The sequence below is a fragment of the Ilumatobacter sp. genome, assembly GCF_041688325.1.
In the GTDB taxonomy this organism is placed as follows: Bacteria; Actinomycetota; Acidimicrobiia; order Acidimicrobiales; family Ilumatobacteraceae; genus Ilumatobacter_A.
Genome location: NZ_JBDNIJ010000328.1, coordinates 1 through 15,407 on the forward strand (window position 1 = coordinate 1; position 15,407 = coordinate 15,407).

Consider the following 15,407-nt stretch of genomic DNA (forward strand, 5'->3'; position numbering starts at 1 on the left):
GGAGAGATGACGGATTGCTGCGCGGACCAGATTGAAGCCCTCTGGGTCGAGGAGCGCGTCGAGGCGGCCCATGCTGTCGAGCAGGGATGACAGGTGGAGTTCTCGTGACTCGAACTGTTCTTGGGCGGTTTTGTCGGCGGCGTCGGGGTCGTTGTGGAGCAGCCAGGTGGCGAGCAGCATTGTCAGATCGCCGGAGGCGAATTGCAGTGCCCAGCCGAGCAGCATTCGTTCGTCACGGGCGAATTCGCCGGCGATGTCGAAGGACCACAGGTCAGTCAGTTGGCGGAGCGCGCTTTCGGCGAGGACACCGTCAGCGAACGTTGCTTTGACTTGGGGCATCTGCTGGATTCGTTCGGCGAGCCGCAGCGTCACGCTTGACGCCGACGGCGATTCGCCGGTGATTGACGACAGCCATGGTGTTGCTGAGCGGAACCCGGCCGTGACCCAGGCACCGGTTTCGAGTGCCCGCCACACGTGGTCGAGCTGTATCGAGCGGGTTCGTCGAAGCGTCCGGGTCGAGTCGTTGACAGCGACCATTGCGCCGCCCCCGCCAACCAGATCGATCACCCCCAGCTCCATACACACAACAATACATTTGGGGTGTCACAGAGTTTTTCGGCTCCCTGACCAGGAGGTTTACAGGTCACCAATCCCAGTCACGGCACTAGGACCAGCCGCCATCCAAACTGATGACTTGGCCGAAGGTGAAGGTCGACGCGTCGCTGGCGAGGAACAACGCAAGCTCGGCGGTTTCGCGGGGCGTGCCAAGGCGCTGCGCAGGAACCTCCGACTTCAGCCGATCACGAAACTTCTCGTTTTCCATGATCGACGGCGGGTAATACGTCTCGTTCTCGACGAAGTTCTGAGCGATTGCGTTGACCCGCACGTGATGCGCCGCCAATTCATGGCCCGCCGATCGGACGAACGCGTTCTGGGCTGCTCGCGCGGTGACGTAGCTGGTTGCTTGCGGACGCATGCGTCGCAATGGCGACGACGAGGTCAGTGCAACAATCGAGCCACCACCACGGTCGATCATCGGCTGAGCCGCTGCCCGCACGAGACGCATCAGTGGGTGGACCATTGCATCAAAACCCGCCATCCACTGGTCGTCGTCGATGTCGCGCACACGAGCGGCGTAGGCAGCAAGATCAAGGTTGGCGACGAGGACGTCGATGTCGCCAGCACGGTCCAACACCTCCGCTGGTTCGGTTGCTCCGATGAGTGTGCTCGCGTCGGCAAGGACCTCGGCGCCTTCCTCACGGAACAACTTGACAATGGGTGGCCCCATGTATGTGTCGCAACTCGTCACGAGGACTCGCTTGCCAACCAGTCGATCACCCATGCATTCGCACCGTACCGCTTGGGTCACTCAGCCCTGGCACGGCGAATCCACATTCGAGTTCTCGATCCGGTGTGTCCTGGAGCCGGAGATGACCTCCCCTCGGACCGGTCAACGGCACCCTCGTCGCCAACTGCTGACCCGGGAGTAACACCTGCCTAGGGTCGGAGCATGCGCTTCGATCTTGTTCTCGACAACGCGAATATCTTCACCGTTGACCCAGCGCTACGGCGTGCCGGATCGATTGGGATCATCGGCGACCGAATTGTGGCCGTCGCCCAGCGCGGCGAGCTGGCGCGATTTGATGCGGGCCGAACGATTGACCTCGACGGCCACTTTGTTGCGCCAGGGTTCAACGACGCGCACAACCACATGCAAGCGTACGGCGCGACGCTCAACGAGGTTCCGCTCAACGGTGATGCGGTGCACTCGATCGAGGAGCTGGTTGCCGCCATTGCCGAGCGGGCCTCTTCGACACCGCAGGGTGCATGGATCGTTGGTGCCGGCTACGACCACAACAAGCTGGCCGAACGGCGCCATCCGACCTGCCACGAACTGGACCGCGTCAGCCCCGACCATCCCGTCTTACTCAATCACACCTCCGGTCACTTCGCCACGCTGAACAGCGCAGCAATGCGCCTTGCCCGGATCGGCGAGGTCGACGTGCCCGACGGGGGAGTGGTGGCCGTCGATGACGAGGGCCGACCGACCGGACTGCTTGAAGAGCAGGCACAGCAACTCGTCCGTTCGCTCGTCCACCCGCGATCGGTCGCCGAAATGGCCATCAACCTGGGTCTTGCCAGTGATCGCTATCTATCTGAGGGTATAACGAGCTGCCAGGAGGCTGGCGTCGGTGGCATTCTCGGCACGGCTGAACCAGTCGAAGTTGCTGCTTATCAACAGGCTCGACGAGCGAACCGCTTGCGGGTGCGTGTCACGATGATGGCGTCGGTCGACGCGCTGCACGGCTGCGCACATCACGCCGATGACAACGAGCCCTTCGCACTCGATCTCGGCATGCACACCGGGTTCGGCGACGACTGGCTGCGTTACGGCGCCACAAAGATCTTTGCCGACGGCTCGCTCATGGGCTGCACGGCGGCAATGTTCGAAGACTTCGACGGCCAACCCGGCAACAACGGTTACTTCCAGATGCCCGAAGCGCGGCTCCACGAACTGATCCTTGCGGCACACCGATCGGGGTGGCAGGTCGCCACGCATGCAATTGGCGATCGCGCCGTCTCGTCGGTACTCGATGCGTACGAATTTGTGCTCCAGCAGCACCCCCGAGCGGACCACCGTCACCGCATCGAACACGCCGGCATGACCCGCGCCGTCGATGTCGCGCGCATTGCCCGGCTCGGCGTGATCCCGGTTCCGCAGGCTCGCTTCGTCTCTGAGATCGGCGACGGCATGCTTCGTGCAATCGGACCCGACCGGGTCGGCGACTGCTATCGGCAGCGCTCGTTCCTCGACGCAGGCATCACGTTGCCCGGCAGCTCTGATCGACCGGTGGTCAACGGCGCACCACTGCTCGGCCTCCACGACCTCGTCAACCAGCGCACGGCATCAGGCGTCTCTTTCAACCCGAGCGAAGCACTCACCATCGAAGAAGCCATCCACGCCTACACGGTCGGGTCAGCAACCGCATCGTTCGACGAGCAGCGCAAGGGATCGATCACCGCTGGCAAGCTCGCCGATCTCGTCGTGCTCGACCAAGACCTCACTGCGATCGAATCTGACGGCATTGGGGAAGCTCGAGTCCTTGCCACGATGGTTGGCGGCAGCTTTGAGTACGACGCAGTGAACCTCGCCTGATTCCCCTCCCGGTTCCCTTCCCGGTTCAGCGGCTGGCTCTCATGTCGCAGCAATCACCTGCTGGCTCTGAGTCGCCCGGAGTGTTCCTGCGGCGGTGAGGTCGAAGGCGGTGAGGTCGAACGCGGCAACGGCGCCGATAACAATCGTGGCGGGCGATTCGATTCCAGCGCTACCCAGGTCGGCGAGATCGCACCGCACGACCTCCTGCTGATCAGTGGTGGCGCGTTGGATTGCGGCGACCGGGGTGTCGGTGGCGAGGCCGCCGATGATCAACTCGGCAGCGATCGCCGCGCGATGTGCCACGCCCATCAGGATGACGATGGTCCCGCCGACCTTGGCGAGCGACCGCCAGTCGATGTTGGGCTCGCCAGGGCGGCGATGTCCGGTGACCACGGTGAACGCAGCCGACACGCTGCGGTGCGTCACCGGGATGCCAGCGGCTGCAGGTGCAGCGATGGACGAGGTGATGCCTGGCACGACCTCGAACTCGAGCCCGGCTTCGCGCAATGCGAGCGCTTCCTCCCCGCCGCGACCGAACACGAACGGATCGCCACCCTTCAACCGAACGACACGTTTGCCTTGCCGACCGAGTTCGACGAGGAGCGCCGAGATCAGTTCCTGCGAGGCCGGTCGACCTGGACGCTTCCCCACGTCGATCCGCTCCGCTGACTCGGGGATGAGGGCGAGAACGCCATCGCCGACGAGTGCATCGTGCACGACGACATCGGCGGCAGCGAGCAAGCGAGCAGCCTTGATGGTGAGGAGGTCAGGGTCCCCCGGGCCGGCTCCGACCAATGCGACGCTCACTTGGTACGCACCCGTCGGACTGTTGTGGTCGGCAGCAGGGCGAGGAGCGATGTCCACTCCTGCTGCATCGCCCAGTCGCCGAACGACGTGGTGTCGTTCGGGCCGATATCGCGGCTGAACCGTTCGAGCAGGGGACGTAACATGTCGGGGATCTCCTCAAGGGGCACGTCCTCACGGACGCGTTTGGCCAGCCGGTCACCTGCGGCTGAACCGCCGACGTAGACGTCGTAGCCCTTCTTGGTCCGGCCGACGATGCCGAGTTCGGCGGCATAGGGCCGCGAGCAGCCGTTGGGGCACCCAGTCATGTTGAGCCGCAGTGGTAGCCCGGTGTTGCCGGTGTCAGCCAACACCTTCTCGAGGCGATCGACCACTTGTGGCAGCACCCGCTCAGCCTCGCCGAGTGCCTTCGAGCAGGTCGGCAGAGCCGGGCACGCGATAGCCAGGTTGCGTGTCGGGCTCTGGTCGCTTGCGAGTGGCACACCGTTTGAGCGCAGCGTGTTCTCCACGGCCGCCCGGTCGGTGATGCCGAGCAGCAGGAGGTCTTGTCGTGGCGTCACGCGCAACGCGGACACGGCGCCGTCGGCGATCAACCGCTTGAGCGCGTACCGCAGGCCGTGCGCTACCTTGCCCGACGACACCGGCAGGCCGAGCACGGACGACTCGGTGCGCGGCGCGGCGCTCTCTGGTTCAGTGTCGTCCCAGCCGTGGTGTGCGTGGACTTCCCACTTGGGCAGTTCGACTGGGTCGGCGAGGGCCTGGCCCGTGCGCTGTTCGATTTGGTCACGTAGCCACGGGATGCCCTTGGCCTCGACGAGGTATTTGAGGCGGGCGAGGGCCCGATCATCGCGGTTGCCGTAATCGCGCTGCGTCGTGACGATTGCTTCGACCACATCACCGAGCGACTCGACGCCGTCGCGGCCTTCCGCCTCGACCCAGCCAACCGGCTGTGCGAGCACCGGGTACGTGTCGTCTGGGCGGGCGTGTGACATGCCCATTCCGCCGCCGGCGAGGATCACGAATCCGGTGACGTTGCCGCTCAGGCCGTCGGGGCCGTCGAGCGTTGGCACGATGCCGACGTCATGGGTGTAGATGTCGACGCAGTTGTCGCCCGGCCATGCAATACCAATCTTGAACTTGCGCGGGAGATAGGCGGCGCCGTAAATCGGCTCGACCGGGTCGATTGCATCAAGGGCTGCCAGGGATGCCGCTGACGGCTTCTCCGACGAGACGGCCTTCTCGCCGTCGACCCACAGTTCCCAGTACGACTCGGTCTGCGGCCGGAATCGAGCGACCATCTCGGTGACGATCGGCTCGATCACTGCAGTGCGTTCGGGGTGCGGGAGCGGGCACGCCATGACGTTGCGGACCACATCGCCGCACGCGCCGAGTGTGGTGAGGAGCGACGAGTTGATGCCGCTCACGAGTTTGGCCAACTCGCCTTTGTGGACGACGTGGAACTGCACCCCTTGGCGGGTCGTGAGGCGCAGCTTATTGTCGGCGAGCGATGCCACCCGGTCGAGGGCAAGCCACTGGTTGCCGGTGATGACGCCGCCGGGCACCGACGCACGAACCATGCACGAATAATCGAGCGGCAGTTTTTGCTGGGCCCGCTCGCGACGGATGTCTCTGTCGTCCTGTTGATAGATGCCGTGGAACTTGAGCAACGTCTCTGCGTTGTCATCGAACTTCGCTGCGTCATTGGCGAGTTCAGCCCCGATCGTTCCAGCGAGATAGTTGCTCTCAACCTTGATCAGTTCGGCTGCCGTGAGGTCGGTCATGGTCGGTCCTGTCGGAGAGTGCTGGCGGTCGTGCGGGCGATGTCGCGGGTGCGGGTGCGGGTGCGGGTGCGGGCGATGTTGCGGGTGCGGGTGCGGGTGTGGGTGTGGGTGTGGGTGTGGGTGAATGGTGTAGCCATCAGAGGTGCAGTCCGCATTCGGTTTTGGAGCTGTCGGCCCAGCGGCCCGACCGGTCGCTCGCTGGCTTGGTGCACGGCCAGCAGCCGATTGAGCTGTAACCGCGGTCGGTCAGCGGATGCTCCGGGAGGTCGTGCTCCGCTGCGTACTCTGCGACGTCGGTGTCGGTCCACCCGGCGAGCGGATTGACCTTGACGACTGACCGCATCAGATCGTTGTGCACCAGCGGAGTCGTCCGGCGGCTTGGTGAGTCGGCGCGACGGAGCCCGGTCACCCAGGCGGTTGCGCCGCGCAGGGCGCGCTGCAGCGGTTCGACTTTGCGGGCTGCGCAGCACGCGTCGGTGTCGGTGGCCCATATGTCTCGTTCGAGATCGGGCACTGGGCGGACCACTCGGACGTTCAGGCCGAATCGGTCCGTCAGATGGTCGGCGAACCACTCCGTCTCGGCGAACAGGTAGCCGGTGTCGAGCAGCGTGATCTGGATGCCTGGCACGGCACTGTGCGCGACGTGTGCGACGGTTGCATCGCCGAAGCTGGCGGTGACGCACACCCCTCCGGCAAAGCGCTCGTTGGCCCAACAGATGGCCGCGCGAGCGTCGTCGAAGGGTCGGCCCGACTCGGGCGGCACAGTCTGGAGTGAGGTGGTCACGGCGACCATTTAATCAATACCCGACTAAAATGATCGTCTTTATCGAGAATTGCCTAAAAGTCAGCCTTAGAATCAGGGTATGAAGGCCCACCGCAGCCGGTTTTCGTATCCAGTGTTCCTCAATCTGGACAGGATCCCCGTGCTCGTCGTCGGAGGTGGCCGCATCGGATGGCGTAAGGCCGAAGGGCTCCTCGACGCTGGTGCAATTGTCCGCCTCGTCGGTGCTGACATCAGTGAGCATGTCGATGTCGATTGGATCGTCGACGCCGGTGGCGAGGTGATCACCGCCTCGTTCGACGACTGTCACCTCGAGCGCCAGCGACTCGTCGTGACTGCCACCGGCAACCTCGAGACCGATGCAGCGATCTCCGACGCGGCGCGCGCTCGCAGCATCTGGACCAACGCGGCCGATCAGCCGGTCGATTGCGAGTTCATCCTCCCGGCGATCACCCGAGCGGGCCGAGTGACAGCAGCGATCAGTACTGACGGTGCCAGCCCGGCACTCGCCGGGTTCGTCCGCGACAGGGTGGCAGAGATTCTCGCGGCCGGTGTGGCCGAGATCGCCGACACGCTCGCGGCCGAACGGGCAGCAGTGCAAGCCGCCGGTGGTTCGACCGAAGACATCGACTGGCGCCCGCGTCTCGACGAGTTGTTCGCGAAACATGCTGACGTGCTCCCAGGTGTGGCGAGTCGATGAACTGCAGTGTTCCAGCCTCGTTGACGCCGCAGGCCTAACCTGCCCCGCATGCTTGGTGTGTCTCGTCGCCCCTTTCGTTTCCGCCTCGTGGGAATCGCCATCGTTACCGCACTGGCCACAGCTGCGTGCACCGGCTCCTCCGATGCCACGCCGACCACGGATGCAGCAGGTGGTGGCCAGGCCGGAGGGCGCCCCCGAACCGAGGTTGTCAAGCCTGACGAGAGCGCACTCCTCTCCCTCGTGATTGACCCGGCGATCGTCACGGGCACGCTTGATAACGGCCTGCAGTACTTCATCCGCGAAAACGACAATCCTGGCTCGCGTGTCGAGATGCGGCTGACAATCGATGCTGGCGCCGCGTTCCAGAGCGAGGACCAGGGCGGCGGTGCGCATTTCCTCGAGCACATGCTGTTCAACGGCACCGAGCAGTTCCCGGAAAACGAGTTGATTGCCGTGTTGCGCAGCTTCGGAGCTGGCTTTGGTGCCGACATCAATGCGTACACGAGCTACGACGAAACGGTCTACGAACTGACGATGCCGACGGCTGACCGGTCGACCGTCGAAACCGGTCTCGACGTGCTGCAGCAGTGGCTGTCGGCGGCAATCATCGACCCGGCGCAGGTCGAAGCTGAGCGCGGTGTCGTGCTCGACGAGTGGCGCGGTTCAGCACAGAGCTCGAGTGGCCGCGTCTTCGACGAGATTCAGAAGTTCTTCCTCGACGGTTCACCGTATGAGAATCGCAAACCGATCGGCACGGACCAGGAGATCAACCGCACTACCGACGGTCCGTTGCGCGCCTTCTACGACGACTGGTACCGGCCGGACAACGCGTCGGTGATCGTCGTCGGCGACATCAACGCACAGGAGATGGAGCGCGAGATCATTGAACGCTTCGACCCAGCGACAGCCCGCGGCGACTCGCCCAAGCGTCCTGACCTGATCGTCGAACCCTCGAGCGATGCCAGGGCCCTCGTGTTCAACGACCCCGACGTGTCCGAGGGCTTCGCGTTCGTCACGCTCCCGCTGACCGCCGACACGACCGGCTCGCGTGAGGCATTCGCGCAGCGCAACATCCTTGAGAGCCTCGCCTTCGACATCATCGGCACCCGGCTGAGCAACGACGCCCTCCGCGGTGATGCGCCGTTTGATGCGGCATCGGTCGACAGCAGTGGGTTCGTCCGGTCGCTGAGTGCTCCCGAGATCTTCGTGTCAGCCGACGGTGCCGACCTCGAAGCATCCACGCAGGCGGTGCTCGACGCGTACGAACGTGTTCGCCGATTCGGCTTCACCACCGGTGAAGTAGCTCGCGCCGTGGAAGCTCGACGCAGCGCTGCCGAGGTGGACTACGACGGACGCAACTCCCGCCAGGACGCCTCGTACGCAGACGAGTACGTTCGCCACGTCCTCGAAGGAGAGTCAGTGCCGACTGGCCAGCGCTGGTTCGACTTCATCACCGATGTACTCGACCGGGCAACGCCCGAGACGCTTGCCTACATGTTTGTCACCCGTTACGAAACGGCTGGCCCGCACATCTTCGTCACTGCCCCAGCCGACGAGATCGACGACGTCCCTGCCGCCAGCGTGTTCGTCGCTCAGGTCGAGTCGATGCCGACTCGCGAACTCGAAACACGCGAGTCGGAAGCGGCGGTTGGCGAGAGTTTGCTCGACCCGCCGGACCCTGTGGAAGAGGTCAACAGCGAGGTCCTCGCCGACGGCAGTGACATCTCATTCGTTGCCCCTGTGCTGCTGACGTTCGAGAACGGCGTTCGTGTCGCATTCAACAACACGCCGATCACCGACGGTGCGGTGTTCTTCGAGGGCCGCAGCCCTGGCGGAACCTCAGTGCTGGCTGACGAAGATGTCGCTCCAGCCGAAGTCGCGGCGAACGTCGTCGAGGGCAGCGGCGTTGGCGACTTCGACCCGGTGGCGATCGACGCGTTCCTGTCTGACAAGGAGGTATTCCTCGATGCTGCGATCGATGTCTTCACCGAAGGGTTCTTCGGGTCGAGCGCAACATCGGACCTCGAAACCGCCTTCCAACTCATTTACCTCATCATGACCCAACCGCGTGTCGATGCCGTGACTCTCGAGCAATACATCGACGACGAACTCCCGCTCGCCGAGGACCCGTCGATCAACCCGGACTACGCCCGATTTAAGGCGCTAACCGAAGCCCGCTATGACGACCCGCGTTACCAACTGCTCGACGTCGACGACCTCAACTCGGTCACGGCAGAGGACGTTGAGCGGGTGTACATCGACCGCTTCGGTGACGCTTCCGACTGGACGTTCTCGTTCAGTGGCGACTTCGACATTGACGCGGCAACCAGCTTGGCACGGACCTATCTGGGCACGCTGCCAGCCACTGGACGCTTTGAATCTGTCGACTACGTCGAGCCGCCAGCGCCCGAAGGTGCCGTCATCGAGACGGTGCGGGCTGGCGAAGGCGACCAGGCGAGTGTGTCGTTCTTGATCACCGGGCCTGGCACGTCTGATCGCCGCGACGACATCGCTGCCCGGGTAGTACAAGAAGTGCTCACTGCCCGCCTGACCGATGTGATTCGTGAAGAACTTGGCGAGTCGTATTCGCCCTTCGCTGCGATCGAATTGACGGGTGGTGCGACGCCGTTGGCCGAAACGTTCCTGTCGATCTCCACCGGCCCCGACCTGGTCGACAACGTGTCGATCGCAGTGTTGGAACAGCTTGCCGACATCCGAACGAATGGTGTGCCGGCCAACGAGTTTGCTTCGGCGACCGAAAAGATTCGCAACGAGCTCGAGTTGTTCAGCAACGAGCAGATTAACGACGAGATTCTCGATGCGCTGACCGACCCGGCGGGCAACGCCTCGTTCGAGGACTTTCTCGAAGAGTCAACATTGTTGGGCTCGATCAGCCGAAACGACATGACCGGCTTCTTCCAGCGCTGGGTGCCCGACGGTCAGTACATCGAGATCAGAGTGCTGCCCCGCTGATAATTGTGGTCGGCACGAGTCAGTTGATCTGACGACCGCCGTGGTTGGAGTTGACGGCGCGCTGGCTCACTTCGACCAGTTTCCCAGCACGAACCTCGTAGCTCACGACGTGTTCGACGGAGTGCTGCCCCTGGCGCGCCCGGCCGGAGACGACGTCGAGTTCGAGCCCGTCGACGAGCGGCAGCAGCGCAATGGCGCGGAACCCCTCGTCGTTGCCGGGCGAGGAACGTTTGTCTTCGCGGAGCAGGTGTCCGCTGGCCCAGATCCAGCAGTCGTCGACGCTCACAAAGCGACAACGGTGGCTGGCCCTCGACGTGGAGACCATGCCACCCGGACAGACGATCAGATTGCCCTCGGTCCACGGCAGGACACCGAGGCCGTCCCGCCCGAAACCAGCCTCGAACGCCGCACTGATGATCGCATCATGATCCCCACCGAGGACAGCCCGCTCGGTCTGGACTTGGCGGAGAACCTCTGCCACGCGGTGCAGGTCGTCGTCGGTCAAGTCGCTCAGCATGGCAATGACCGCATCGCGCTGTGCTGTAGCCAGCTCGCTCAGGCCTGCTGTCAACTCGTCAAATCCGTCGCCCATGCGGCCATCATGCCAGTGGGGTGTCACGGAGTTTGTTGAGGATCAGCAGGGTCCCCAGAATGTCCATCACGCACAGTGAAATGAACGGCGAAATGAACAGTGAAATGAACAGTGAAATGAACGGCGAAGTGAACAGCGAAGTGGACGTTCGCTCCGTATCCACGCGAAGTGGCAACACGGTCTACAGTCGCGAGCATGCAGACAAAGGCCGCAATTCTCTGGGAAGTCAACGCGCCGTGGAGCGTGGAAGACATCGAACTCGACGATCCGAAGGAAGGCGAGGTCATGGTCAAGCTCGCGGCCTCGGGCCTCTGCCACTCCGATGAGCACCTCGTCACCGGCGACCTGCCGTTTGAACTGCCGATCATCGGTGGGCACGAAGGCGCTGGTGTCGTCACCAAGGTCGGCCCCGGTGTGTCCTGGCTCGAAGTGGGCGACCATGTCGTGTTTGGCTTTATCCCGTCGTGTGGCCGCTGTCCGAGTTGCTCGACTGGCCACCAAAACCTGTGTGATCTCGGTGCGCTCATGGCGCTCGGCAAGCAGATCGACGGCACGTCTCGTCACCACGTCCAAGACAAAGATCTTGGCCTGATGTGCATGCTCGGCACGTTCGCCCACGACACCGTGGTCAACGAAGCCAGCTGCATCAAGATCGAAAAAGATGTCCCGCTCGACCGCGCCTGCCTCCTCGGCTGTGGCGTGGTCACCGGCTGGGGCTCGGCTGTGTACGCCGGACAGGTCAGCGCCGGCGACGTCGTTGCCGTGGTCGGCGTCGGTGGTATCGGCGCCAATGCGATTCAGGGCGCAAAGCTCGCCGGAGCGAAGCAGATCTGGGCGATCGATCCCGTTGAGTCGAAGCGCGAAAAGGCCATGGAGTTCGGTGCCACACACACCGCAGCGTCGATGGAAGAAGCTATGGAGCCCATGGCTGCAGCCTCCTGGGGCACGATGGCTAACGCCGTCATTATGACCATGGGCGTTGGCTCGGGCGAGTTGCTGGCCGGGGGCCTGGCGCTGGCCGCCAAGCGCGGCAGAGTCGTCGTGACCAACATTCACCCGGCCATGGAGATGACGGCCAACATCAGCCTCCTCGATCTCACACTCATGGAGAAGCAGGTTGTTGGCTCGCTGTTTGGTTCGGGCAATCCTCGTGCCGACATCCCGAAGCTGCTTGGTCTCTACCGCGAAGGCCAGCTCGACCTCGACGGCCTCGTCACCAAGGAGTACGACCTCGACGGTGTCAATGACGGCTACGACGACATGCGCGCCGGCAAGAACATCCGCGGAGTCATGGTCTATTCCTGACGTCGTCCTTCTCGTCGAAGGCGTGAGGTAGGTGCGCACCAGATGCGCATGTACCTCACGCCTTCTTCGTTTTCAGAACGTTGACGGGTGATCTCGCCCCGGGATAGTTAACGGTCACACAGTGCCTGGTACAGAGTGACCGGCTACTAACTTGCGGCCATGAAGAGTCGCGCAGCATTGGTGTACGGAGTCGGTGAAGAGTGGACGATCGAGGAGATCGAGGTCGACTCGCCGAAGGCCAAAGAAGTCATCGTGCAGTGGAAGGCCGCTGGCCTCTGCCACAGCGACGAGCACATCGTCACCGGTGACATGGTCCCGCCCAAGGAGGCGTGGGAGGCCATGGGTATCGACGACCTGTTCCCGATGATCGGCGGCCACGAGGGCGCCGGTGTGATTGTGGAAGTCGGCCCGGGTGTCAGGAGCGTTGCTGTCGGTGATCATGTGTCGGCATCATTTGTTCCATCCTGCGGTCGCTGCCGTTACTGCTCGACCGGCCGCCAGAACCTCTGTGACTCCAGCGGTGGCACGTTCATCAAAGGGATGATCACCGACGGCACGAGCCGTCACCGTCTTCTCACCGGCCCCAAGGCCGGTACCGAACTCAACCTCTTCGCCAAGCTGGGTACGTTCGCCGAATACACCTGCGTCGCTGAGGACTCGGTCATCAAGGTCGAGAGCGATCTCCCACTTGAAGTGGTCGCACTGGTGTCGTGTGGCGTTGCTACCGGTTGGGGTTCGGCAACCAACCGAGCCGATGTGCAGCCGGGCGACACCGTCGTCGTGGTCGGAATTGGCGGCATCGGCATTAACGCAGTGCAGGGCGCCAAGATGGCCGGTGCCCGCCACGTGATCGCTATCGATCCGGTCGAGTTCAAGCGTGAGAAGGCAATGGAGTTCGGTGCAACACACACGTTCGCTTCGATGGAAGAGGCGATGCCCGAAGTCAACGAACTGTCGTGGGGCATGATGGCCGACAAAGTCATCATGACGCCGGGCGTGCTGTACGGCGACATGATGAAGCTCGGCATGTCGCTGGCCGGCAAGGGCGGCACCATCGTCGTCACAGGCATCTCGCCGATGAGCCAGACCGAGTCGTCAGTCAACCTCTTCGAATTGTCGATGTGGAACAAGGAAATCAAGGGGACGATCTTCGGATCACTCAACCCGCGAGCTGACATTCCAAAGTTGCTTGGCATGTACCGCGAGGGCCAACTCAAGCTCGATGAACTGATCACCAAGACGTACCCGCTCGAGGAGATCAACGAGGGGTACCGGGCCATGCGCGATGGCGAGAACCTCCGTGGAGTGATCACCTATGCGTGAGGCCGCCAGCGTCACCGACCTGCGTGACCTGCTCGACCGGCTGCGTGCTGGCGTCGTCGGACGCGTTCGCGAACTTGAATTGGTTATCGCGGCGATCGATGCCAATCGCCACATTCTGATCGAAGGGCCGCCTGGCACTGGCAAGTCAACGCTGTTACGCGGTGTGGCGCGCGAGATGGACATCGGCTTCGAATTTGTCGAGGGCAACGCCGAACTGACTCCGGCTCGACTCATCGGCCACTTCGACCCGGCCCGCGTGCTCAGCGAGGGTTACGACCCTGACGTGTTCGTCGCCGGTCCGTTGGCGCAGGCCCTGAAAGACGGCTCGTTGCTCTACATCGAAGAGCTCAACCGAGTCCCCGAAGAGACCCTGAACGTCCTGATCACGGTGATGAGCGAGCGCGAGTTGAACGTGCCGCGGCTCGGCCGCATCGAGGCGGCACCTGGATTCCGTCTGGTGTCAGCGATGAACCCGTTCGATGCGGTGGGCACTGCCCGCATCTCGGGCGCCGTGTACGACCGCGTGTGTCGGATTGCCGTTGGCTACCAGTCCGTGGCTGACGAGACAATGATTCTCCGCCGTGAAACCGCTCAGGCATCGCCTGGTGCGCACAACGACGTCGACGCCTCGTGGCGTGATGGCGTCGTCGAACTCGTTCGCCTCACTCGAAACCATCCGGACCTGCGAATCGGATCGTCGATCCGTGGAGCCATCGACATGGTGATGGTGGCGAACTCGCTCGCACAGCTCCGTGCTGCCACGCCGTACACGCCGAGTGTCTCGCTCGATGCAGCGCTCGTTGCGCTGTCCGGGCGAGTCAGGCTGCGCGAGGGCACGAGCCGAGTCAGTGAAGACGTCATCCGCGAACTCTGGGAGTCGGTCTTCGGTCGAAGCCAGGCCGAAGGAGAGGACGGCGAGGGAAAAGATGGCGCCCCGACACGGGGCACGACCTCCAGCTGAATTCCCCTCCTTCGGGAGTGAAGGAGGGCGACGAGGCCGACGAGGCCGTCAGCGAAGCGCGGAAGAAGACCACATCGCGTCGTGAGCTGGAGCGCAACGAGCAGTTCGAAGAGCTGTCGCCCGAAGTCGGTGAGCTCAACGAGGAAGCGGTCGAGCAGGCGCTCGAGGAGAACCCCGACGACACGATGGCCCTGCTCGCTGATTTGACTGGGGCGACCGATCCGGTCCTTCGCGACCTGGCACGCAGGCTGGCGGGCCGACTCTTCCTCGACCTCTCGAGGCGCGGCCCGACACGGCCGCGTGGGGTCGGAAAGTTGCAGACTCGGCCGTACCGGCCAGATGGCGGCGACATTGACATCGACGCCAGCATCGATGCGCTCCTCACCGCTCGGGGCGAAGGCCGGGCGATCGACCCAGAGGAACTTCGCATTCGTTCGTGGACGACACCTGACACGGCGATTTGTCTGATGGTTGATCGCAGTGGCTCGATGGGTGGTGCACCGCTCGCCACCTCGGCAGTCGCTGCAGCCGCCGTGGCCTGGCGGGCACCAGAGGACTACTCGGTGCTGTCGTTTGGCAAGGACGTCGTTGCTGCCAAGTCGCAAGACGCGACGAAGTCGAGCGAAGCGGTGGTTGACGCGGTGCTCGCACTGCGCGGGTTCGGCACGACCGATGTGGTCCGAGCGCTTGACGCCGCAACCGAACAACTCAGCCGTTCGCGAGCAGGGCGCAAGATCGCAGTGCTGCTCTCTGACTGCCGAGCAACCGCGCACGGTTCGGGTGAAGCCGAGTCGATCACACAGGTCGCTGCGGCCGCCCGTCGAGTCGACGAGCTCGTGATCATCGCCCCCGAGGGTGACGCCGAAGCAGCCGAACAGCTCGCGGCAGCGACCGGCTGCAAGATCACCACCGTCTCGGGCCCGTCAGACGCAGCAGCAGCGCTCGCTCGAGTACTGGATTCCTGAGCGCAGATCTCGGGACGTCAGGGCGCGGAATCCGCCAGCAATCATCCCGAGTTCGGTGCAGGACC

At 63.6% G+C, this 15,407-nt stretch carries 14 protein-coding genes; 7 read left to right on the forward strand and 7 right to left on the reverse strand.

Annotated elements, in window-relative coordinates:
• Together ACH2EI_RS17070 and ACH2EI_RS17075 are read right to left on the reverse strand one after the other, a co-directional pair.
• A partial coding sequence (locus ACH2EI_RS17070; protein WP_395160920.1) for a DUF222 domain-containing protein occupies positions 1 to 567 on the reverse strand: 567 nt, incomplete at its 3' end.
• 97 nt (positions 568 to 664) lie between these two features.
• Positions 665 to 1,342, reverse strand: a complete 678-nt coding sequence (locus tag ACH2EI_RS17075; RefSeq protein WP_395160922.1) for an SDR family NAD(P)-dependent oxidoreductase — start codon at positions 1,340 to 1,342, stop codon at positions 665 to 667.
• Between the two features lie 168 nt (positions 1,343 to 1,510).
• On the opposite strand from ACH2EI_RS17075, the gene ACH2EI_RS17080 reads away from it, so the two are divergent.
• The gene (locus ACH2EI_RS17080) at positions 1,511 to 3,157 is read left to right on the forward strand and encodes an amidohydrolase (RefSeq protein WP_395154974.1); all 1,647 of its coding nucleotides are present in this window, start codon (positions 1,511 to 1,513) and stop codon (positions 3,155 to 3,157) included.
• A 39-nt stretch (positions 3,158 to 3,196) separates the two neighbouring features.
• Here ACH2EI_RS17080 and cobA read toward each other — a convergent pair whose 3' ends face one another.
• The 4 genes from cobA to ACH2EI_RS17100 are packed head-to-tail and all read right to left on the reverse strand — an operon-like array spanning position 3,197 to position 6,535.
• Positions 3,197 to 3,964 carry a uroporphyrinogen-III C-methyltransferase gene (cobA, locus tag ACH2EI_RS17085; RefSeq protein WP_395154973.1) on the reverse strand — a complete coding sequence of 256 codons (768 nt, stop codon included), beginning with the start codon at positions 3,962 to 3,964 and terminating at the stop codon, positions 3,197 to 3,199.
• Positions 3,961 to 5,742 carry an NADPH-dependent assimilatory sulfite reductase hemoprotein subunit gene (locus ACH2EI_RS17090; RefSeq protein ID WP_395154972.1) on the reverse strand — a complete coding sequence of 594 codons (1,782 nt, stop codon included), beginning with the start codon at positions 5,740 to 5,742 and terminating at the stop codon, positions 3,961 to 3,963. Before ACH2EI_RS17090 ends, cobA begins: the two co-directional genes overlap by 4 nt.
• Complete coding sequence (locus tag ACH2EI_RS17095) at positions 5,739 to 5,879, reverse strand: hypothetical protein (RefSeq protein ID WP_395160924.1); 141 nt, start codon at positions 5,877 to 5,879, stop codon at positions 5,739 to 5,741. The genes ACH2EI_RS17090 and ACH2EI_RS17095 overlap by 4 nt, the downstream gene beginning before the upstream one ends.
• On the reverse strand, positions 5,879 to 6,535 hold the full coding sequence (locus ACH2EI_RS17100) for a phosphoadenylyl-sulfate reductase (protein ID WP_395154970.1): 657 nt from the start codon (positions 6,533 to 6,535) through the stop codon (positions 5,879 to 5,881). Before ACH2EI_RS17100 ends, ACH2EI_RS17095 begins: the two co-directional genes overlap by 1 nt.
• A 70-nt stretch (positions 6,536 to 6,605) precedes the next feature.
• Here ACH2EI_RS17100 and ACH2EI_RS17105 point away from each other — a divergent pair, with 70 nt between their 5' ends.
• Both ACH2EI_RS17105 and ACH2EI_RS17110 read left to right on the forward strand, forming a co-directional pair.
• The gene (locus ACH2EI_RS17105; RefSeq protein WP_395154969.1) at positions 6,606 to 7,223 is read left to right on the forward strand and encodes a bifunctional precorrin-2 dehydrogenase/sirohydrochlorin ferrochelatase; all 618 of its coding nucleotides are present in this window, start codon (positions 6,606 to 6,608) and stop codon (positions 7,221 to 7,223) included.
• A 48-nt stretch (positions 7,224 to 7,271) separates the two neighbouring features.
• On the forward strand, positions 7,272 to 10,196 hold the full coding sequence (locus ACH2EI_RS17110) for a M16 family metallopeptidase (RefSeq protein ID WP_395154968.1): 2,925 nt from the start codon (positions 7,272 to 7,274) through the stop codon (positions 10,194 to 10,196).
• Positions 10,197 to 10,215: 19 nt separating this feature from the next.
• Here the strand turns inward: ACH2EI_RS17110 and ACH2EI_RS17115 are convergent, their stop codons facing one another.
• Positions 10,216 to 10,788 carry a hypothetical protein gene (locus ACH2EI_RS17115; RefSeq protein WP_395154967.1) on the reverse strand — a complete coding sequence of 191 codons (573 nt, stop codon included), beginning with the start codon at positions 10,786 to 10,788 and terminating at the stop codon, positions 10,216 to 10,218.
• Between the two features lie 195 nt (positions 10,789 to 10,983).
• On the opposite strand from ACH2EI_RS17115, the gene ACH2EI_RS17120 reads away from it, so the two are divergent.
• The 4 genes from ACH2EI_RS17120 to ACH2EI_RS17135 all read left to right on the forward strand — a co-directional run bounded on the left by ACH2EI_RS17120 (position 10,984) and on the right by ACH2EI_RS17135 (position 15,342).
• Positions 10,984 to 12,093: an NDMA-dependent alcohol dehydrogenase gene (locus ACH2EI_RS17120; protein ID WP_395154966.1), complete on the forward strand. Its 1,110-nt coding sequence runs from the start codon at positions 10,984 to 10,986 to the stop codon at positions 12,091 to 12,093.
• Positions 12,094 to 12,252: 159 nt separating this feature from the next.
• Positions 12,253 to 13,416 carry an NDMA-dependent alcohol dehydrogenase gene (locus ACH2EI_RS17125; RefSeq protein WP_395154965.1) on the forward strand — a complete coding sequence of 388 codons (1,164 nt, stop codon included), beginning with the start codon at positions 12,253 to 12,255 and terminating at the stop codon, positions 13,414 to 13,416.
• The gene (locus ACH2EI_RS17130; protein ID WP_395160925.1) at positions 13,409 to 14,377 is read left to right on the forward strand and encodes an AAA family ATPase; all 969 of its coding nucleotides are present in this window, start codon (positions 13,409 to 13,411) and stop codon (positions 14,375 to 14,377) included. The genes ACH2EI_RS17125 and ACH2EI_RS17130 overlap by 8 nt, the downstream gene beginning before the upstream one ends.
• 17 nt (positions 14,378 to 14,394) lie before the next feature.
• The gene (locus tag ACH2EI_RS17135) at positions 14,395 to 15,342 is read left to right on the forward strand and encodes a VWA domain-containing protein (RefSeq protein WP_395154963.1); all 948 of its coding nucleotides are present in this window, start codon (positions 14,395 to 14,397) and stop codon (positions 15,340 to 15,342) included.
• The last annotated feature ends 65 nt before the right edge of the window (positions 15,343 to 15,407 follow it).

Excerpts from the sequence above, each read along its gene's own strand:
- ACH2EI_RS17075 (WP_395160922.1), bottom strand. The coding sequence starts at position 1,342 with ATGGGTGATCGACTGGTTGGCAAGCGAGTCCTCGTGACGAGTTGCGAC.
- ACH2EI_RS17080 (WP_395154974.1), top strand. The coding sequence starts at position 1,511 with ATGCGCTTCGATCTTGTTCTCGACAACGCGAATATCTTCACCGTTGAC.
- ACH2EI_RS17090 (WP_395154972.1), bottom strand. The coding sequence starts at position 5,742 with ATGACCGACCTCACGGCAGCCGAACTGATCAAGGTTGAGAGCAACTAT.
- ACH2EI_RS17095 (WP_395160924.1), bottom strand. The coding sequence starts at position 5,879 with ATGGCTACACCATTCACCCACACCCACACCCACACCCACACCCGCACC.
- ACH2EI_RS17100 (WP_395154970.1), bottom strand. The coding sequence starts at position 6,535 with ATGGTCGCCGTGACCACCTCACTCCAGACTGTGCCGCCCGAGTCGGGC.
- ACH2EI_RS17105 (WP_395154969.1), top strand. The coding sequence starts at position 6,606 with ATGAAGGCCCACCGCAGCCGGTTTTCGTATCCAGTGTTCCTCAATCTG.
- ACH2EI_RS17110 (WP_395154968.1), top strand. The coding sequence starts at position 7,272 with ATGCTTGGTGTGTCTCGTCGCCCCTTTCGTTTCCGCCTCGTGGGAATC.
- ACH2EI_RS17115 (WP_395154967.1), bottom strand. The coding sequence starts at position 10,788 with ATGGGCGACGGATTTGACGAGTTGACAGCAGGCCTGAGCGAGCTGGCT.
- ACH2EI_RS17120 (WP_395154966.1), top strand. The coding sequence starts at position 10,984 with ATGCAGACAAAGGCCGCAATTCTCTGGGAAGTCAACGCGCCGTGGAGC.
- ACH2EI_RS17125 (WP_395154965.1), top strand. The coding sequence starts at position 12,253 with ATGAAGAGTCGCGCAGCATTGGTGTACGGAGTCGGTGAAGAGTGGACG.
- ACH2EI_RS17130 (WP_395160925.1), top strand. The coding sequence starts at position 13,409 with ATGCGTGAGGCCGCCAGCGTCACCGACCTGCGTGACCTGCTCGACCGG.